This window comes from Leucobacter salsicius M1-8, assembly GCF_000350525.1.
Classification (GTDB): Bacteria; Actinomycetota; Actinomycetes; order Actinomycetales; family Microbacteriaceae; genus Leucobacter; species Leucobacter salsicius.
Window position 1 is genome coordinate 108,713 of the sequence record NZ_AOCN01000026.1, and the last position, 18,849, is coordinate 127,561.

Genomic DNA, 18,849 nt, shown 5'->3' on the forward strand with positions numbered 1-18,849 from the left:
CGGGCACTGTTTGTCCCCTATGCCGGTCGTCGCTCTCCAGCGGCGACCGGTATAGTTGTTTTCGGAATGGGTCGGTGAGACGGCCGCGTCGCGGCACGCAAGTGTACGCGCCGAGGAACGTCCGGGCTCCGCAGGGGAGAACGGTGGGTAACACCCACCCGGGGCAACCCGCGAGAAAGTGCAACAGAGAGTAGACCGCCTTCCATGGCTTGCCATGGTTGGTAAGGCTGAAAGGGTGGTGTAAGAGACCACCGGCGCTCGTGGCAACACGGGCGGCCAGGTAAACCTCGTTCGGAGCAAGGCCAGACAGAGGATGTTGAAGCGCCCCGCTGAGTCCTCGGGTAGGCCGCTAGAGGGTGTCGGTAACGGCATTCGTAGAGAGATGGTCGTCACTCTGGAGTTTGCGCTCCAGAGCCACAGAACCCGGCGTATGATCTGGCCCATTCCGCTAAGCCCCAGACTTCGTCATATTCATGCCAGAGTCTGGGGCTTTTTCGTTTCAGCCTGCTGGAAAAGTAGTTCGGGACATAATTGGGACACGATGGGGATTCACGCAGTTGATTTGGCCTGGTTAAAGTTCCGATCTTTTACAAGGATAGGAACACCATGGCCAAGAAATACGAACCCGAGTTCCGTGAGCGCGCCCTCCGCATGCTCACCGAAGCTCTACCCGAACACGCAAGTCTTCATGCGGCGAGTAAACACATCGGCGGGCTCCTTGGAGTCTCGCCCGACACGCTTCGCGTCTGGCATCGCCAAACCCAGGTCGACGCTGGCGCGAAGCCCGGTGTCACCACCGATATGAATGAAGAGAACCGTCGGTTGCGCCGCGAGAATGCGGAGCTTCGGAAAGCGAATGAAGTTCTCAAAGCTGCGAGCATATTTTTCGCGCAGGAACTCGACCGGCCACGATCGAAATGATCCGATTCATCGATAAGTATCGTGATCGTTTCGGGGTCGAGTTCCTCTGCCGCACGCTACGTGCGGCAGTCCGTGGTTTCCTCACCTCACGCGGGTATCGGGCAGCGAGGAACCGGCTGCCTTCAGCTAGGCACCTCCGTGATGAGATCCTCATCCCGGAGATCACGCGCCTCCACCACAAGCATTACGGCGTGTATGGTCGCCGCAAAATGCATGCCCTATTGCGGCGTGAGGGCTGGGAAATTGGCCGTGACGCCTGCGAGCGGCTCATGAAGATCGCTGGAGTACGCGGCGTGCAACGCTCGAAACGGGCATTCACCACGAAGAGCGACCCGGCGGACCGGCTGCCAGGTGATCTCGTGAATCGGAACTTCACTGCGGCAGCACCGAAGCGGTTGTGGGTCGTCGACATCACCTATGTTGCGACGTGGTCTGGGTTCGCGTACGTATCGTTCGTGACCGACGTGTACTCGCGCAGAATCGTCGGCTGGAATGTCGCTTCAACACTCAAGGCCGAGGTATTGCCGTTGCAAGCGCTTGAGATGGCGGCCTGGCAGGCCGGTGGTGATCTCGAGGGGTTGGTGCATCACAGCGACCACGGCTCGAATTATATGTCGATGGTCTACACCAACCGGGTCGCAGAGCTCGGCGCGATCCCGTCAACCGGGACAGTCGGCGATAGCTACGACAATTCGATGGCTGAAGCAGTGAACGCGCTCTACAAAGCCGAATTGATCAGGCAGCAGGGGCCTTGGAAAACGGTCGAGCAGGTCGAGCTTGCGACGTTGGAATATGTGTGGTGGTGGAACAACGAACGCCTTCACGGGGAGCTTGATATGCGTACCCCTGCAGAGGTTGAAGCGGCGTACTACGCTGTCACTGAACCGTTGCCCGCACTGACGATGTAACGGACAACCATGTCGGAACTTTAGTCAGGCCAAATCATAGTGATTTCGGGCGAACTCTAGTGATCGTATTAACCCATTAATAACCCCAGGTCAGAAGCACTTACCGAGCCTATTCGAGTGGCGGCGAGCGTTGGTGGTAGATTGCGCACCTAGATCCCGGCGTATGATCTGGCCAATTCCGCCTCATCTCAAGTCCCACGACTAATAGTGGGTCCCGTGCCGCCGGTATCTACTCACCACCCACCATGCGCCGATTCCCACGGTGAGCACGATTCCAACCCACAGGAGAAAGCCGACGCCAGCGATGGTGGCTCCGAAGAGAATCATGGCCAACGCAACGAGCATGACTTCGAGAAACATGACATCTGGTGGTTGCATAATGCACCTCTTTTCCTCCCTTCCAGTATGCGCCTGCGCGGTGACAAAAGCACGGGCAGGCCGGGACCCATCGTAGATTCGCACTCGGCACCCGGCGCCGATATGATGACTCTCAACAAAATGCGTCAGCGTCGACCCCAGGAGTCAGTTAGATTGCGTCATTCTTTTCGAAACAACCACCGATTGGCAGCTGTGCTTTGCGTGATCGCGCTCGGCAGCACGTTGACCGGGTGCGGCCAGTTCGATCTATCGCTTCTCGTTTCCAACACCGATAGAGCTGGTGCTTCCAGCGAGAACGAGGCCAACGCCACCCCCTCCGAGCCGGAGGTTACAGCTCCCTCGGTGGACGATCCAGCCGAATCAGCTGACACTCTTGCGTCTGGACCTTCGCTCTGCATCGACGGGACAGAAAAGCGCTCGGTCCTGCTCACCGGAGAAAAGGCGTCGGGAGTGTGGGTGGGCGACATCGTTGAACCACGGGGTGCCCAGTACCGGCTCCGCACCGTTCTCAGCGACGACGGCTGCCTGATCGAGGGCTCGTTCGAGTATCAGGGCCTCAATTGCAGCGGAACTTGGACGCCCGCCAAGGTCTCGTTTCTTGACGAGACCGCGACGCACCCACAGAACCTCCAGGTGAATTTCTTGGAGCGCGTGACCCGCAATCCCGATAACGCCTGCGCTGATGTGGCCGAGGTCTCACTTCTCAGCGGCCCCGACGGCATCTATTACTCATCAACCTGGAGTCGCAGTGACGGCACCAGCACGAGTTCTGCAACGAAGTTGCGTAGGGAGTAATTCGCGCTAATCCGAGACCGTCAAGAGCTCGAAGCCGTCCTCTCGCACCACGATGGTGTGCTCGAACTGCGCCGTTACGCTCTTGTCGCGCGTCGTCACCGTCCATCCGTCATCCCACTGGCGCCATTCGTGCGTGCCGAGGGTCAGCATTGGCTCGACGGTAAACACCATGCCCGGCACAATGATGTCGCCGTATGCGGGAGCGGAGTCGTAGTGGGGAATGATGAGCCCCGAGTGGAATGACGACCCAACGCCGTGTCCCGTAAAATCGCGCACCACGCCGTAGCCAAATCGCTTAGCGTAGGTTTCGATCACTCGGCCGATCACGTTGACGGCGCGCCCGGGCTTGGCTGCCCTAATGCCACGCATCATGGCCTCATGCGTGCGCTCAATCAGCAGGTTCACTTCCTCGGATACCTCGCCGACCCGAAACGTGCGGTTGAGATCACCGTGCATGCCATCGAGGTAGGCGGTGACATCCACATTCACAATGTCGCCCTCGCGCAGCACGGTGTCGTCTGGCACGCCATGGCAGATCACTTCGTTGACCGACGTGCACGACGAAGCGCGATACCCGCGGTATCCAAGCGTCGACGGGTAAGCACCCTGCGAGATGACGTATTCGTGCGCCACGCGATCGAGCTCGGCAGTCGTTACCCCGGGCCGCACAACCTCAGCGACGGCGTCGAGCGCCCGCGATGCAACGCGGCCTGCCGCGCGAATGCGATCAACTTCTTCAGTGGTGTAGGTATTGTCGCCCACATGCGGTGGCGGGGTCTTGAGCCCCACATAGGGGGGGCGCACAATTTCCTGCGGCACCTGGCGAATGTTCGGGAGCGAACCTGGCATCAAATGTCCGTGTGAATCGAATGGCATAGCTCTATCCTAGGAGTGCGCACGAAACGCGCTAAAGGAGGCGAATATCATGAGCAGTCAAGACTGGGGTGTCGATGACCCCGAAGAGACCTACTGGTTCAACACGCTCACGAAGCAGGTCGAGCGCGGGCCGCAGTCGCCCGGCGTAGACCGCATCGGTCCGTTCAAGACCCGCGAGCTCGCGGAACACGCACAGGCCATCGTCAATGAAAAGGCCCGTCTGTGGAACGAGGAAGACGCAGACGAGACGTAGTCTCCACGCAGTTTTCCACTTACCGCGCGCCCGTGTAACACGTTCGTTACGGGCGCGCGGTATGGTTTGCCAGTGATCGCTTGCACCGCGCAACCGGTCGACCTTGAAGTAGGACGGAGCAGGCGTGAGCAAGCAGCGAGATTTTGTTCTCCGCACCATCGAAGAGCGCGGCGTGAAGTTTGTGCGCCTGTGGTTTACCGACGTGTCGGGCACACTCAAATCTGTGGCGCTCGCGCCCGCCGAGGTCGAGGGTGCCTTCAACGAGGGCATCGGCTTCGACGGCTCCGCAATCGAGGGTCTCACGCGGGCTTACGAGTCTGACTTGCTCGCGGTACCGGATCCGGCCACATTTCAGCTGCTGCCCTGGCGCAGCCAGCAGGCCCCGACCGCCCGCATGTTCTGCGACATTCGGACACCCAACGACGAGCCGGCGGTGGCCGACCCCCGCAACGTGCTCAAGCGCACGCTTGAGCACGCGGCCGATCGCGGCTTCACGTTCTACACGCACCCCGAGATCGAGTTCTACCTGCTGAAGTCGAAGGAGTTTGGCCCCGAGGGGCCGATTCCCGTCGATCGCGCCGGCTACTTCGACAACGTTCCCGGCGGTACCGCGCACGATTTCCGACGCGAGAGCGTCGAGATGCTGGAGGACCTCGGTATATCTGTCGAGTTCAGCCACCACGAGGCGGGCCCCGGTCAGAACGAGATCGATCTGCGCTACGCCGACGCGCTCACGACCGCGGACAACATCATGACCTTCCGCACGGTGGTGAAGGAGGTCGCGATCTCGCAGGGCGTGCACGCCACCTTCATGCCCAAGCCGCTCGCGGGCCAGCCCGGATCGGGCATGCACACGCATCTGTCACTATTCGAGGGCGACACGAACGCCTTCTACGACGCTGGCGCCAAGCACCAGCTGTCGCAGACGGGGCGTCGCTTCGTCGCGGGTCTCCTGCGGCACGCCCCCGAGATCACCGCGGTCACGAACCAGTACATCAACTCGTACAAGCGACTGTGGGGCGGCGATGAGGCACCCTCGTTCGTGAGCTGGGGCCACAACAACCGTTCGGCCCTCGTGCGCGTGCCGATGTACAAGCCGGGCAAGGGTGGCGCCGCGCGCGTCGAGTACCGTGGCATGGACAGCGCCGTGAACCCCTACCTGGGCTTCTCCGTACTGCTCGCCGCGGGTCTGAAGGGCATCGAGGAAGAGTACGAGCTGCCACCCGAGGCCGAGAACAACGTCTGGGCGCTCAGCGATGGCGAGCGGCGGGCGATGGGCTTCGACGCTCTGCCCACGAGCCTCGACCACGCGCTCGCGGTGATGGAGCGCTCGGAGCTCGTCGCCGAGACGCTGGGCGAGCAGGTCTTCGCCTACCTGATTCGCGACAAGCGCCGCGAGGTGGCCGAGTATCACAGCCAGGTGACGCCCTACGAGCTCGCCTCGATGCTTGACACGGTGTAAGCCGGTGAGGGACTCGGCAGCGCAGCTGCGGCTCACCGATGTTGCGCGCGCCGGTTTCCAGGACCTCGGGGCCTCGCGGGACGAGCTCGCCGTTATCTCGGAGCTCATCGACGTTCCCATCACGGAGGTGCTCGCCGCATTTGCCGGGGCCGCTGACCCCGACACCGCGCTCGGGCCGCTGCGTCGGCTGGCCGAGCAGCATCCGGATCGCGCGCGCGCCCTGGGCCCCGTGACACTCGGGCGGCTGTGCATGCTCGTGGGAGCCTCGCCCGCACTCGGTGATTTCTTCGCCCGACACCCGGACCGGCTCGAGGAGATCCTGGAGCGGGGCGGCCGGATCGTCGAGCTTGAGGACGCGCACGCCCAGTTGCAGGCCGCGGTCACGCCAGTCCCCGGCACGACGCTCGCCGCAGAGCTGGGCTGGCTCGCGCTGCGCACCCGGTACCGGGAACTGCTGGCCGAGGTCGCGCTGTACGATCTCGACGCCAGCCGTGCAGGCCAAGCGACCGAGGTGTTTGAAGAGGTCGCGGCGTGCCTGTCAGACCTCGCAGCCGCCGCGATTGACGCCGCGCTCGTCGTGGCCGCGGCAACCCTGAGCGCGGGGGAGTCCGGCCCGCCCGTCTCGCCGGAGCGACTCGCTGCCGTGCGCCTCGGCATTGTCGCGATGGGTAAGTGTGGCGCGCGCGAACTCAACGTCGTCTCCGACGTCGACGTCATCTTTGTGGTCGATAGCGCCGATGAGGCGGTTGTTGACGGGGAGGCGCTGATCCGGATCGGAACGCGGCTCGCTAGCGAGACGATGCGCGGAATCCAAGATCCCGCGATCGAACCGCCGCTGTGGCAGCTGGACCCGAATCTGCGGCCCGAGGGCCAGCACGGGCCGCTCGTGCGCACGCCCGGTTCCATGCGCGCCTATTACGACCGCTGGGCGAAGGCGTGGGAGTTTCAGGCCCTACTTAAGGCGCGGCCGCTCGCCGGCGATCTCGTCCTGGCCGCCGATTTCGTGAGAGATACACGCGCCGCGGTGTGGACCTCCGCGTCACGCCCCGACTTCGTGGGCTCGGTGCAGCGCATGCGGCAGCGAGTCACCGAGCACATCGCCGACGACGATCTCGAGGTGCAGCTCAAGCTCGGGCCCGGCGGCCTGCGCGATATTGAATTCAGTGCGCAGTTGCTGCAGCTCGTGCATGGCCAGTACGACGACCGCTTGCATGTCGCGGGCACCCTCGACGCGCTGCGTGCACTGGTGGAGCGGGGCTACATCGCCCGGGCCGATGGTGAGCAGCTCGCAAACGACTATCGCGTGCTGCGAGTGCTCGAACACCGGCTGCAGCTGGAGGGCCTACGCCGCACCGCCCTTATGCCGACGGGGGATGACGAGCTCCGTGTCCTCGCCCGCGCATCGGGGTTCGCGACCACTGGGAGCGACCTGCGCGCGCTCTGGGAACGTACCAAGCTCGAGGTGCGCCAGTTGCACCTCAAGATCTTCTACGCGCCGCTTCTGAGCGCGGTCGCGGCGCTGCCCGACGAGGAGCTCGTACTCGGAAGCGATGCTGCGCTCGCCAGGCTCACGAGCATCGGCTTCCGCGACCCGGCGGGCGCGATGCGGCACCTCGCGGCGCTCACGCGGGGCACAACGAGGCGGGCCCGGATCCGGCGCAATCTCATGCCGGTGCTGCTCGGCTGGCTGTCGAATGGCACCGACCCCGACTTTGGGTTGCTCGCGTTTCGCCGCGTGAGCGAGGCGAATGTGGAGAGCCCGTGGTATCTGCGGTTGCTGCGCGATGGCACCGAGGCCGCCGAGCGGCTGATGCGGGTGCTCTCGTGCTCGCGCTATGCCGCGGAGCTGCTGGAGTCGATGCCAGATGCGGTCGCGTGGCTCGAGCGCGACGAGCAGCTGCGGCCGCGCTCGCTGGAGCTGCTCATGGAAGAGATGCGGTCGCTCGCGTCGCGCCGAGACACCGCTGAGGAGTCCGCAGTCGCGCTGCGCGCGGTGCACCGCCGCGAGATTCTGCGCATCGCCCTCGGCAGACTCACCGGCGTGCTCGACGATACCGAGGTCTCGCAGGGCCTCGACGCGGCGCACACCGCGCTACTCGACGCCCTGCTCGCTTCTGTGCGGCGCGAGAGCGCCGACGTGTCGCCCCCGGGATTCGCGCTCGCGCTGATTGGCATGGGCCGGTTTGGTGGGGGCGAAATGGGGTTCGCGTCAGACATCGATCTGATGGCAGTGTTTCGCGCGGATCCCGGGGTCGCTGGCGACGTCGCGTCCCGGCACGCGGCCAGCGCAGTGGGGGAATTGCGCAGGCTCGTTTCGGACCCGCGTTTCCCTGTCGACCTCGACTTCGACCTGCGCCCGGAGGGCAAGAACGGGCCCATTGTGCGCAGCCTTGAGTCGTACCGTAGCTACTACGAGCGGTGGTCGGTGACGTGGGAGGCCCAGGCGTTGCTGCGCGCGCGCCCCGTGGCGGGCGACGTGGGGCTCGGGCAGGCATTTGGGTCGCTCGCTGATGAGCTTCGTTACCCCGAATCATTCCCTGAAGACCGGGTGCGCGAGGTGCGCCGCATGAAGGCACGCGTCGAGGCCGAGCGGTTGCCGCGCGGGCAAGATCCGCGGCGCCAGCTTAAACTCGGGCCCGGAGGGGTCTCGGACGTTGAGTGGCTGGTGCAGCTGGTGCAGCTCGAACACGGGGGAGCCCACCCGGCGCTGCGCACCGTGTCGACGCTGGACGCGCTGGCGGCGGCGGTGTCGCTGGGGCTGGTCTCGGCGCAGGACGCCGAACATCTCGAGGAGTCCTGGGAGTTCGCAAGCTCGGTGCGCTCGGCGCTCAAGCTATGGAACGGTCGGGGCGGCGATTTTCTGCCGACCGACTGGCGCGATCTCGAGGGCATCACGGGTGTCCTGGGCTGGGAATCGGGGCGTACCACCGAGCTCGAGGAGCGCTGGCTTGCGGTGTCACGCCGAGCCCGGAACGTGACCGAGCGGGTGTTCTTTGGATACGAAGAAGATGAGCACTTCCTGACAAGGTAAGGAACCAAATGTTGGTTCACTCGCTGTTTACCAAATTATTACGCCAAGTTTGGACTGGGCTCTAGCAAAATTCGTTACCCAAGCGTAATCTGATCGTTATGCAGTACTTACAAAGCTTCCTCGAAGCCCTGCTTTCAGAAGACGGGGCTGAGTTCGAAGATGAACTAGAATCCTAATCATCCACCCGCGCACCAGCGATGTTGCGCCCGAGACACTGCAACGCCCCGGTTCAATCAGCTTCGATTGAACCGGGGCGTTGTGCTGTGGGTGTGGGTGCGGGTCCCCTCTCTCCTTCGGCATGCTGTGCGCGCGAAGCGAGTCGCAGTATCCCAGCATCGCTGAGCCCGAGAAGAACCGACGACCTCATCGCCCACACGGTCATACGTGATGCGTGGCCAGATACAAAGAACTCCGCCGGGCCACAACTGCAGAAGCAATCGCGGCCCGGCGGAGTTCATGAGCTCGGAGCGTTAGATCCCGTAGTACAGCTCGAACTCGTACGGGTGCGGGCGCAGGGCCATCGGCATGATCTCAGTCTCGCGCTTGAGCTTGATCCAGGTCTCGATAAGCTCCTCGGTGAACACGCCACCCTCGAGCAGGAACTGGTGATCAGCCTCGAGCTCGCGGAGGGCCTCCTCGAGCGACGCCGGCACCTGAGGAATGTTCTTAGCCTCCTCGGGCGGCAGCTCGTAGAGATCCTTATCGATCGGCTCCATCGGCTCGATGCGGTTGCGGATCCCGTCGAGGCCAGCCATCAGCTGAGCCGCGAACGCCAGGTAGGGGTTGCTCGAAGCGTCGGGTGCACGGAACTCGATGCGCTTGGCCTTCGGGTTCGATCCGGTGAGCGGAATGCGCACTGCCGCCGAGCGGTTGCCCGCCGAGTAGGCCAGGTTGATCGGTGCCTCGTAGCCCTTGACCAGGCGGCGGTAGCTGTTGATCGTCGGGTTGGTGAACGCAAGCAGCGCGGGAGCGTGGTGCAGGATGCCGCCGATGTACCAGCGCGCGAGGTCCGAGAGGCCTGCGTAGCCGTTCTCGTCGTAGAACAGCGGCTCGCCGTCCTGCCACAGCGACATGTGGGTGTGCATACCCGAACCGTTGTCGCCGAAGACGGGCTTCGGCATGAACGTTGCGGTCTTGCCCCACAGGTCGGCGGTGTTCTTCACGATGTACTTGAACTTGAGCACGTCGTCAGCTGCGCACACCATGGTGTCGAAGCGGTAGTTGATCTCAGCCTGGCCGGGAGCGCCAACCTCGTGGTGCGCACGCTCAAGGTGCAGTCCAGCCTCGATCAGGCGCAGCGAGATGTCATCGCGCAGATCGGCCTGCTTGTCGGTGGGGGAGACAGGGAAGTAGCCGCCCTTTTCGCGGGTCGTGTACCCGGGGTTGCCGCCCTCCATCTTGCGACCCGAGTTCCAGTGCGCCTCTTCAGAGTCGATCTCGTAAAACGAGCGACGCGGCGTCGTCTCGTAACGCACGGAATCGAGAATGTAGAACTCGGCCTCCGGTGCGAAGAACGCAGTGTCGGCGATGCCAGTAGACGAAAGGAAGCGCTCAGCCTTCTTGGCAACCTGGCGGGGATCCTTCGAGTAGATCTCGCCCGTGCGCGGGTTGAAGATGTCGCAGATCACAATAATGGTGCGCTCGGCACGGAACTGATCGAGGTAGATCGTCGTGGGATCCGGGATCAGCTGCATGTCCGAGTCAGCGAGGCCCGAGAAGCCAGCAATTGACGAACCGTCAAACATCTGGCCAATCTCGAAGAAGTCGAGGTCGGCTGCCGAGGCGGGGATGTTGAAGTGGTGCTGCACACCCGGGAGGTCGGTGAAACGAATATCGACGAACTTTACGTCCGTTTCCTTGATGAAGTCGATGACTTCCTGGGGGCTCTTGAACATGCTGCTCCTCGTAGCTGGTGCACCGAACGATATGGCGCGCTACGCCCCAGCTTACGCGTCCTCGGTTTCACGACCGTGAGAAAAGTGTTACGCGCGTGTTACAAAAAGCCCGGCACAGGCTGAGGCCTGTACCGGGCTTGCCCAATTACTGAGGACGTCTCGATAAGCGGGTGCTAAATCTACAGCTGTTAGCTCCGGATCAACACGGTGCCAGCGATTTTATCGTGGAAGCCGCGCTGGTCCGAGTCCCACACTGCCACAGGGATCACGATGCACAGGAGCAGCGTGCGCACGATCGGACGCCACGGGCCCACCCAGCCGCCCGCGATGGGCAGCACACGCATCCCCATGATTCGGTGCCCGAGGGAGCCGCCGATCGTGGGGATAAACACGATCTGCATGCCCGCGAAGATCGCGAGCTGCCACCAGGAGGCCTGCGGGCCGCCAATGAGCAGGTAGGCGGGAATCGCGGCCAGCGCCCAGTCGATGACGATGGCACCGATGCGGCGCCCCAGGCGCCCGACCGACCGGGGGCCGGTTTCAGGAAGCCCCAGGCGCTCTCCGGGCCACTCGCTCGGTGCGAGATCGCCGAACTTCTGCGGCTGAGAGGAGGAGGGTTTCGACATTGTGTGCGGGGCCGCCTAGCGCGGGCGCTGCGAGCGGACCTTGTTGGGGTCCATGCCCTTGGGGATGCCGACGGGCGTGCCCTGCAGCGAGGAAAGGCGGTTGTAAACGGCCGCGATCTCGTTGCGGTTGAGGGCCGGCTTGAGCTTCACGAGCGCCTTCGAGAGCTTCGCGAGCGGAATGCCGTCCCCGTCGGGACCCACGTAGAGGTGCACGACCTTGACGCCCTGCAGTGCGCGCTTAACCTTGCGCTCCTCATCGGCGGCCATGCGCTGGGTACGCTGCTGCGATCCCTCAGAGATGAGGACCACACCGCCGCGTCCGATGACGCGATACACCGCGTCCTGGTTGCGGTTGATCGCAATCGGGGTCTCCGAACCGCGCCACGAACGACGCAGCGAGCTCTGGATTACTGCGCCAACGGCGCCCGGGCGCCCCTCGATCTGGTTGTATGCCACCTTCTCGGCACGACGACCGAGCACGATCATCACCAGCAGGATGCCGATGAGGACGCCAGTGAGGGGCCACAGGATCCAGCTAAACCAGGTGCCGCCGGGCAGAAGCAGGGCGAGCAGCACGGCCACCGCAATGGGGCCGAGGAAGCACGCAAGCAGCGCTAGCGGCAGGTTTCGATCGTGAACCTTCGTGGTCCGGTAGATCTCGATCATCTGCTTGATGCGACCGGTACGCTTCGCCTTCTTTTCTGCCATGCCCCCAGAATATCGTCTCTGGGGCGACTCGGCGTACACCGGGTGCCCAGGGGCCCACTGTTCGCTCACAGCGCCCGGGTTTGGGCCCGGATCGGCAAGTTATTCACATTCTTCTGAGGGCTCTTGTCTTGAAGGCCCCGCCGCCGGATCGTGGAGGGTATGAAATCCTCGATGCTACCCTCCCGCAGTCCACCCTCTCCAGGCGCCGCGGCTCGCCTCGCCGCGCGACTCGAGCGGTTTTGCGGGGTCGGGATTGGCTATCGCGCGCTCGGTGAATGCGTCGAGCCGGGTGTCTCTGCGCGCACCCATCGGAGGCTCGGCCACGACGCGGGATGTGCCACACTCGGCGTGCCTCGCCGCTCGATTGAGTTGACGCTGCAGATGTGGGATGACGAGGGCGCAGCTCCGCTCCTGCTGGAGGCAGTAGATGAGGCCATCAGCGCGCTCGCTGACACGGTACCCACGGCCGGATCTGCAGGCGGCATTGCCTGGAGCGCACAATTGGCGCGGGAGTGTGTGGCCTACGCGATCCGGATCAGAATCACGCCAGCGACGTAGCGTGTGCGGGTGAAGCCAGAGAGTCATGGCTCCACTCGGCACAGGAAACGCACTGCGGCCGCGGCTTCCGAAGAAGCCGCGGCCGCAGTGTCAGCAGCTTGCGCTGCAGGGTATGACCTACATGCCGAGGTCGCCCACGAAGTCGCCGGCCTCGAGGCGCGTGCGCACCTGGCTGAGGAAGCGAGCCGCATCAGCGCCGTCTACGATGCGGTGATCGTAAGAGAGCGCCAGGTAGACCGTGGAGCGGATCGCGATGGTGTCACCATCGGGAGTGGAGACCACCACAGGCTTCTTCACAACCGCGCCGGTGCCGAGGATGGCAACCTGGGGCAAGAAGACGAGCGGCGTGTCGAACAGTGCGCCGCGCGATCCCGTGTTCGTGAGGGTGAAGGTGCCACCGCTCAGCTCATCGGGCGTCAGCTTGTTGTCGCGAGTACGTGCCGCCAGGTCTGCGATGTCACCCGAGATCTGTGCGAGGTTCTTCTCACCAGCGTCACGGAGCACGGGCGTCAGCAGGCCACGCTCGGTGTCAACCGCGATGCTGATGTTCTCGTGATCGGGGTAGACGATCTGGTCGCCATCCACCGTCGCGTTGACGATGGGGTAGGTGCGCAGCGCCTCAGCGGCAGCCAGCGCAAAGAAGGGCAGGAACGAAAGCTTCGAGCCCGTCTTCGCGAGGAACTCGTCCTTCTTGGCCTGGCGAAGCTTTGCGATGCGGGTGACATCCACCTCGACAACGGTCGTCAGCTGAGCGGTGCTCTGCAGCGACTGCACCGCACGCTCGGAGATGACCTTGCGCAGGCGGCTCATCTTTACCGTGGTGCCGCGCAGCGGCGAGACCTCAACCTCGGCCTTGGCCTGAGCAGCGGGTGCTGCCGAAGCGGCGGGCGCCGGCACTGCAGCGGCGAGGACGTCTTCCTTGCGAATGCGGCCGCCCACACCGGTGCCGGTGATGGTGCCGAGGTCGACGCCGCGCTCGTTTGCGAGCTTGCGGACGATCGGGGTGATGTAGTTTGCGCTGGCCGCTTCAGCCGGAGCTGACGCGGGCGCCGGTGCGGCGGGAGCTGCTGCGGCGGGCGCAGGAGCAGCCGGAGCAGCAACCGAGGGTGCCGGTGCGGGAGCAGCAGGCGCTGCCGCGGGAGCCGGGGCTGCCACAGGGGCTGGTGCAGCTGCAGCAGGTGCTGCGGGTGCAGCGGGTGCAGCAGCGGGCGCGCTCGAGCCGATGCGCGCGAGCACACCGCCCACCTCGACGGTGTCGTCTTCCTGAACCATGATCGCCTGCACGATGCCTGCGATCGGCGAGGGCACCTCGGTGTCGACCTTGTCGGTGGAGACCTCGAGCAGCGGCTCGTCGACCTCGATTGAGTCGCCGACGCTCTTCAGCCAGCGCGTGACTGTACCTTCGGTGATGCTCTCACCGAGGGAAGGGAGCACGACATCCTGGCCGTCAGCCGCAGGGGCTGCGGCTGCTGCCGGAGCCGCGGGTGCCTCAACCGGAGCGGCGGGCGCTGCCGGGGCAGCAGGAGCAGCAGGAGCAGCCTCAGCGGGTGCTGCCGGGGCGGCGGGGGCTGCGCCCGAGCCGTCACCGATGCGAGCGAGCTCTGCGCCCACCTCAGCGGTCTCGTCTTCTTCCACGAGGATTGCCTCAAGCACGCCTGCGACCGGTGAGGGGATCTCGGTATCGACCTTGTCGGTGGAGACCTCGAGCAGCGGCTCGTCGACCTCTACCGTGTCGCCGATGTTCTTCAACCAGCGGGTGACCGTACCCTCAGTTACACTCTCACCCAGTGCGGGGAGGACTACCGATTCACTCATCGTGAATTTCTCCGTTCGTTTCTTAAAAATCTGGGCGAGTTAGATCGCGTGGAGGGGCTTGCCAGCGAGCTTCAGCATGGCCTCGCCGATCGTTTCGTTCTGCGTGGGGTGACCGTGGATCAGGGGCGCGACGTCCTCTGGGTAAGCTTCCCAGTTCACGATGAGCTGCGCCTCGCCGACGAGTTCTCCGACGCGGGCACCAATCATGTGCACACCCACGACCGGGCCGTCGTTGACGCGCACGGCCTTCACTGAGCCGGCAGTGCCCAGAATGGAGCTCTTGGCGTTGCCAGCCAGGTTGTACTCGTAGGCGGTGACGTTGTCAGCGCCAAACTTTTCCTTGGCCTTCGCCTCGGTGAGCCCAACCGATGCGATCTCGGGGTCGCAGTAGGTGACCTTGGGAATGTTCACGTCGTCGACGATCACGGGGGAGAGCCCCGCGATCTCTTCGGCCACGAAGATACCCTGCTGGTACCCGCGGTGTGCAAGCTGCAGGCCGGGAACGATGTCGCCTACTGCGTATACGCCGGGCACGTTAGTGGCGAGCCGATCGTTGGTCAGCACGAAGCCGCGATCCATCGACACACCTACGTCTTCAAAACCTGCATCCTGCGTTGCCGGGCCACGGCCCACGGCCACGAGCAAGTAGTCCGCGGTCAGCTGCGTGCCGTCTTCGAGTGCGACCGTGACGCTTGAGGCGTCCTGGGTCACCGACTGGAACCGCACCCCCAGATTGAACGCGATGCCGCGCTTCTTGAATGCGCGCTCGAGCTGCTTTGAGACGGACTCTTCCTCGTTGGGAACGAGGTGGGGCAGGCCCTCGACGATGGTGACCTCTGCGCCGAACGAGCGCCAGACGCTCGCGAACTCGACGCCGATCACGCCGCCGCCGAGGATGATGACCTTGGCGGGTACTTCGGTCAGCTCGAGTGCGTGCTCGCTAGCGATAACGCGGCCGGTAATCTCGAGACCGGGCAGCGAGCGCGAGTAGGAGCCCGTCGCAAGCACGACGTGCTTACCCACGATGCGGTCTGCGCCGACCTGCACGGTGGTGGGTGAGACGAGCTTGCCCAGCCCGTCGATGACGGTGATCCCGTTTGCCTTGAGCAGACCCTGCAAACCCTTGTGCTTACCAGCCACCAGATTGGTGCGGTAGTTGTTCACCTGGGCGATGTCGATGCCGGCGACGCTTGAGCGCACGCCGTACTTCTCACCGTCCCTCGCAACGTCCGCAACCTCTGCTGCGTGCAGCAGTGCCTTCGTGGGAACGCAGCCCCTGTGCAGGCAAGTGCCGCCGAGCTTGTCTTTTTCAATGACAGCGGCGGTCATGCCCAGCTGAGTTGCGCGGATCGCGGTGGCGTAGCCTGCGCTTCCTCCGCCAAGGACAACAATGTCAAACTGCTGATCGGCCAAGTGGGATCTCCCTCGGTGTATTCGCAATGTATGTGAGGCCCGGTGAGGGCGTACTTGATCCACCCTACACCCGGCAGCCATTGAAATGACTGCCCACACACCACCCGGTTGAGCGCGCGTTTTCACGCGAATCATGTCTGACTTTTATTCCCCGAAATGTTTCGCTCGCAGCGTCACCGGAGGCTACGCGTATCGCCGCTCCACTTCGTAGGATGGACACGTGAGCGATTCAATCTTTTCTGCCGAGTACGCCGACCGCAGGTCAAGTGTGCCCCGTGGCATCCCCATGATTGTTGCGCTTCAGGGGCTCAACGATGCTGGCGGCGCAACTTCTCAACTCGAGGAGTACCTCTGGGACCGATGCCACCCCGAGGTGATTGTGCGCTTTAACGCAGACCTGCTGCTTGACTATCGTGCGCGCAGGCCTGTGATCACCTTCGACAGTGACCATTTCACGGACTACACCCCCGAAGAGCTCACGCTGAGCCTTGCTCGCGACGAGCTCGGCAACCCGTTCCTGCTCCTCAGCGGGTACGAGCCCGACTTCCGCTGGGACCAGTTCATCGACACCGTGCTCATGTTGGTGCATGAGTTTGAGGTGTCCATCACGGCGTGGAGCCACGCCGTCCCCATGCCGGTGCCCCACACGCGTCCCATATCAACAACGGTGAGCGGTTCACGCGAGGATTTGATCGAAGCCCGTTCGTCGTGGCGTCCTACTACCAAGCTCGCGGCGTCGGCCTCGCATGTACTCGAATATCGACTGCACTCGCTGGGCGAAGAGGTCGCAGGGTTTGCCCTGCTCATTCCTCATTACCTCGCCAACACCGAGTACCCGGAGGCCCTGTACGCGGCACTCGACGGACTTATGGCGGCTACCGGCCTCATCTTTGCGACCGATGACGTGCGCAACCGGGCACGCACATTCATCGAGCAGGTAAACGCCCAGATCGCAGACAACCACGAGTCGATCGAGATGGTGCACACCCTCGAGAAGCGCTACGACGCCTATATGGAGGACCAAGAGGTGCGGTCACCGTTCGTCAGCGAGGACGGCTCGCTGCCCACAGCCGATCAGATCGCCAGCGAGCTCGAGAAGTTTTTGGCGCAGGAGCTGGGCCAGCCCGACGGCGGCGTGCAGGGGACTCCCGGTGACCAAACTCCCGGCAACGAGCCGAAGAATGGCCTCGACGACAGCTTCGATGACCGCTTGAACGATGACTCCGGCGACGACCAGGGGCGCGGGGAGTAATAAACCGCGCTCCTACATGTGCTGACGGTCAGAATGACTCGCCTGATCATGCAATAATAGAAGCGCTAGCCCATTCGAGAGCACTGGCTCGTTTCCGTCGCGGAAACAAGCGAGACTTGACATGGGTTTTCATGCTGTGAGCACTCGCCCTAGGCGACACAGCCCGATTTCCGACACAGAGAGGCGGCTGCGTGGCAACTGCATCCACCCCCAAGACTCGCACGACCTCGGCCAAGACCACGAAGTCGGTCGCTGAGGACGCCGCAGAGGTGAAGGACACTACCGAAGCGGCGCCGAAGGCTGCCGCAAAGAAGACCGCCACCAAAACTGCTGCTGCGAAGAAGACCGCAACAACAAAGGCTGCGACAACCAAGACTGCCGCGGCGAAGGCCACGACCACGAAGGCTGCCGCAAAGAAGACGACTGCAGCGAAGGCTCCGGCTGCCGCAAAGGCACCTGCCGCCGCTAAGGCTCCGGCCGCCAAGAAGGTGACTTCGAGGAAGAAGTCGTCCGATGGAATCGACTATGACGCCCTTGATCACGAAGAAGAGCAGGTAGAAGCCAAGAAGTCGGCTTCGACGGTCATCGATCCGGTTCCGACCGGCGCGATCGTCCTGAAGGCCAGCGACGAGGAAGAGGACGTACCGACCGTCACTACGGCGATCCCCGGTGCGACCGCCGACCCTGTCAAGGACTACCTGAAGCAGATCGGCAAGGTCGCACTGCTAAACGCGGCCGAAGAGGTCGAGCTTGCCATGCGTATTGAAGCTGGCTTGTTCGCCGCCGAGAAGCTGTCGACCGAGAAGAACATCCCGAAGAAGCTTGAGCGCGAGCTCAAGTGGGTCGCCCGCGATGGCCAGCGTGCCAAGAGTCACCTGCTCGGCGCGAACCTGCGTCTCGTGGTGTCGCTCGCGAAGCGTTACACGGGTCGCGGCATGCAGTTCCTGGATCTCATCCAGGAGGGCAACCTGGGCCTCATTCGTGCAGTCGAGAAGTTCGACTACACCAAGGGCTTCAAGTTCTCGACCTATGCCACCTGGTGGATCCGCCAGGCGATCACGCGCGCTATGGCAGACCAGGCCCGCACCATTCGTATTCCGGTACACATGGTCGAGGTCATCAATAAGCTCGCCCGCGTGCAGCGCCAGATGCTTCAGGATCTGGGCCGCGAGCCCACTCCCGAGGAGCTGAGCCGCGAGCTCGACATGACCCCTGAGAAGGTCGTCGAGGTGCAGAAGTACGGCCGCGAGCCGATTTCGCTTCACACCCCGCTGGGCGAAGACGGCGACAGCGAGTTCGGTGACCTCATCGAGGACACCGAGGCAGTTGTTCCGGCTGACGCGGTTGGCTTCACGATGCTGCAGCAGCAGCTCGAGCAGCTGCTCGATTCGCTCTCCGAGCGCGAAGCCGGCGTGATCCGGATGCGCTTTGGCCTGGGTGACGGCATGCCGAAGACCCTGGATCAGATTGGTGACACGTTTGGCGTGACGCGTGAGCGCATTCGTCAGATCGAGTCCAAGACGATGGCCAAGCTGCGCCACCCGTCGCGGTCGCAGCAGCTGCGCGACTACCTCGAGTAAATCGACAGCGAACACAGAAGAACGGCCCCGGGTGAATCACCCGGGGCCGTTCTTGTATCTGCGCAGCAGAGCGGGAGAATAACTCTCGCGCACACTCGCGACCTATGCGTTGAGCTTGTGGCTCTCGTCGTGCCACGCCTCAGCGATGGGCTTCAGCTTCGCTTCGTGCTTGTTTGCGTGGTGCGCGCAGAACAACAGCTCGCTCCCGCCCAGCACCGCACGGACGTACGCCTGTGCTCCACAGCTATCGCAGCGATCCAGCGCTGAGAGTGGGCGATCCGCGGCCAGAGTATCGGTTGTGCGGTCTTGCTCAATCGTCGACATCTCGTCCTCCCGTTCCTCGTCCGACATACTTCACTCTCTATACAAGCACTCAAG

Annotated in this window: 16 protein-coding genes and 1 other RNA gene; 9 read left to right on the forward strand and 8 right to left on the reverse strand. The window is 63.5% G+C overall.

The window, feature by feature from the left end:
- Positions 1-67 precede the first annotated feature (67 nt).
- Both rnpB and C795_RS0112890 read left to right on the forward strand, forming a co-directional pair.
- Positions 68-447: RNase P RNA component class A (gene rnpB, locus C795_RS16705), an RNA gene on the forward strand.
- Between the two features lie 159 nt (positions 448-606).
- A protein-coding gene (locus C795_RS0112890; protein WP_157487079.1) for an IS3 family transposase occupies positions 607-1,829 on the forward strand; the annotation gives its coding sequence in 2 pieces (ribosomal slippage) (positions 607-880 and positions 880-1,829; 1,224 coding nt in all).
- A gap of 201 nt (positions 1,830-2,030) precedes the next feature.
- On the opposite strand, the gene C795_RS17310 is transcribed toward C795_RS0112890, so the two are convergent.
- A complete protein-coding gene (locus C795_RS17310; RefSeq protein ID WP_157487140.1) occupies positions 2,031-2,207 on the reverse strand; it encodes a hypothetical protein in 177 nt (58 codons plus the stop codon).
- 183 nt (positions 2,208-2,390) lie between these two features.
- Between C795_RS17310 and C795_RS0112900 the strand changes: the two genes are divergently transcribed.
- Complete coding sequence (locus C795_RS0112900; RefSeq protein WP_157487141.1) at positions 2,391-3,002, forward strand: hypothetical protein; 612 nt, start codon at positions 2,391-2,393, stop codon at positions 3,000-3,002.
- Positions 3,003-3,008: 6 nt separating this feature from the next.
- On the opposite strand, the gene map is transcribed toward C795_RS0112900, so the two are convergent.
- On the reverse strand, positions 3,009-3,878 hold the full coding sequence (map, locus tag C795_RS0112905) for a type I methionyl aminopeptidase (RefSeq protein ID WP_026139667.1): 870 nt from the start codon (positions 3,876-3,878) through the stop codon (positions 3,009-3,011).
- 49 nt (positions 3,879-3,927) lie between these two features.
- On the opposite strand from map, the gene C795_RS0112910 reads away from it, so the two are divergent.
- From C795_RS0112910 to C795_RS0112920, 3 genes are all read left to right on the forward strand, one after another.
- The gene (locus tag C795_RS0112910; RefSeq protein WP_017794168.1) at positions 3,928-4,131 is read left to right on the forward strand and encodes a hypothetical protein; all 204 of its coding nucleotides are present in this window, start codon (positions 3,928-3,930) and stop codon (positions 4,129-4,131) included.
- Positions 4,132-4,255: 124 nt separating this feature from the next.
- On the forward strand, positions 4,256-5,593 hold the full coding sequence (gene glnA, locus C795_RS0112915; RefSeq protein ID WP_017794169.1) for a type I glutamate--ammonia ligase: 1,338 nt from the start codon (positions 4,256-4,258) through the stop codon (positions 5,591-5,593).
- Between the two features lie 4 nt (positions 5,594-5,597).
- Entirely contained in the window at positions 5,598-8,624 is a 3,027-nt protein-coding gene (locus C795_RS0112920; protein WP_017794170.1) for a bifunctional [glutamine synthetase] adenylyltransferase/[glutamine synthetase]-adenylyl-L-tyrosine phosphorylase, read from the forward strand.
- Positions 8,625-9,094: 470 nt separating this feature from the next.
- On the opposite strand, the gene glnA (C795_RS0112925) is transcribed toward C795_RS0112920, so the two are convergent.
- The 3 genes from glnA (C795_RS0112925) to C795_RS0112935 all read right to left on the reverse strand — a co-directional run bounded on the left by glnA (C795_RS0112925) (position 9,095) and on the right by C795_RS0112935 (position 11,853).
- Positions 9,095-10,519: a type I glutamate--ammonia ligase gene (gene glnA / locus C795_RS0112925; RefSeq protein WP_017794171.1), complete on the reverse strand. Its 1,425-nt coding sequence runs from the start codon at positions 10,517-10,519 to the stop codon at positions 9,095-9,097.
- Between the two features lie 188 nt (positions 10,520-10,707).
- A complete protein-coding gene (locus tag C795_RS0112930; RefSeq protein WP_017794172.1) occupies positions 10,708-11,145 on the reverse strand; it encodes an RDD family protein in 438 nt (145 codons plus the stop codon).
- Positions 11,146-11,160: 15 nt separating this feature from the next.
- Positions 11,161-11,853 carry a DUF4191 domain-containing protein gene (locus C795_RS0112935; RefSeq protein ID WP_017794173.1) on the reverse strand — a complete coding sequence of 231 codons (693 nt, stop codon included), beginning with the start codon at positions 11,851-11,853 and terminating at the stop codon, positions 11,161-11,163.
- Positions 11,854-12,201: 348 nt separating this feature from the next.
- Between C795_RS0112935 and C795_RS17315 the strand changes: the two genes are divergently transcribed.
- Positions 12,202-12,411, forward strand: coding sequence for a hypothetical protein (locus C795_RS17315; RefSeq protein WP_157487142.1), 210 nt, complete (start codon positions 12,202-12,204; stop codon positions 12,409-12,411).
- Positions 12,412-12,528: 117 nt separating this feature from the next.
- On the opposite strand, the gene sucB is transcribed toward C795_RS17315, so the two are convergent.
- Both sucB and lpdA read right to left on the reverse strand, forming a co-directional pair.
- Complete coding sequence (gene sucB / locus C795_RS0112945) at positions 12,529-14,226, reverse strand: 2-oxoglutarate dehydrogenase, E2 component, dihydrolipoamide succinyltransferase (protein WP_017794175.1); 1,698 nt, start codon at positions 14,224-14,226, stop codon at positions 12,529-12,531.
- Positions 14,227-14,265: 39 nt separating this feature from the next.
- Positions 14,266-15,639 carry a dihydrolipoyl dehydrogenase gene (gene lpdA / locus C795_RS0112950; RefSeq protein WP_017794176.1) on the reverse strand — a complete coding sequence of 458 codons (1,374 nt, stop codon included), beginning with the start codon at positions 15,637-15,639 and terminating at the stop codon, positions 14,266-14,268.
- Between the two features lie 220 nt (positions 15,640-15,859).
- Between lpdA and C795_RS0112955 the strand changes: the two genes are divergently transcribed.
- A complete protein-coding gene (locus C795_RS0112955) occupies positions 15,860-16,891 on the forward strand; it encodes a proteasome assembly chaperone family protein (RefSeq protein ID WP_017794177.1) in 1,032 nt (343 codons plus the stop codon).
- Positions 16,892-17,082: 191 nt separating this feature from the next.
- Positions 17,083-18,471, forward strand: a complete 1,389-nt coding sequence (locus tag C795_RS0112960; protein WP_017794178.1) for an RNA polymerase sigma factor — start codon at positions 17,083-17,085, stop codon at positions 18,469-18,471.
- 102 nt (positions 18,472-18,573) lie between these two features.
- On the opposite strand, the gene C795_RS0112965 is transcribed toward C795_RS0112960, so the two are convergent.
- A complete protein-coding gene (locus C795_RS0112965) occupies positions 18,574-18,822 on the reverse strand; it encodes a DUF7455 domain-containing protein (protein WP_017794179.1) in 249 nt (82 codons plus the stop codon).
- Between the last annotated feature and the right edge of the window lie 27 nt (positions 18,823-18,849).

Bases quoted from the DNA above. Each gene is read 5' to 3' on its own strand.
- C795_RS17310 (WP_157487140.1), bottom strand. From the start codon at position 2,207: ATGCAACCACCAGATGTCATGTTTCTCGAAGTCATGCTCGTTGCGTTG.
- C795_RS0112910 (WP_017794168.1), top strand. From the start codon at position 3,928: ATGAGCAGTCAAGACTGGGGTGTCGATGACCCCGAAGAGACCTACTGG.
- sucB (WP_017794175.1), bottom strand. From the start codon at position 14,226: ATGAGTGAATCGGTAGTCCTCCCCGCACTGGGTGAGAGTGTAACTGAG.
- map (WP_026139667.1), bottom strand. From the start codon at position 3,878: ATGCCATTCGATTCACACGGACATTTGATGCCAGGTTCGCTCCCGAAC.
- glnA (WP_017794171.1), bottom strand. From the start codon at position 10,519: ATGTTCAAGAGCCCCCAGGAAGTCATCGACTTCATCAAGGAAACGGAC.
- C795_RS0112965 (WP_017794179.1), bottom strand. From the start codon at position 18,822: ATGTCGGACGAGGAACGGGAGGACGAGATGTCGACGATTGAGCAAGAC.
- C795_RS0112935 (WP_017794173.1), bottom strand. From the start codon at position 11,853: ATGGCAGAAAAGAAGGCGAAGCGTACCGGTCGCATCAAGCAGATGATC.
- C795_RS0112930 (WP_017794172.1), bottom strand. From the start codon at position 11,145: ATGTCGAAACCCTCCTCCTCTCAGCCGCAGAAGTTCGGCGATCTCGCA.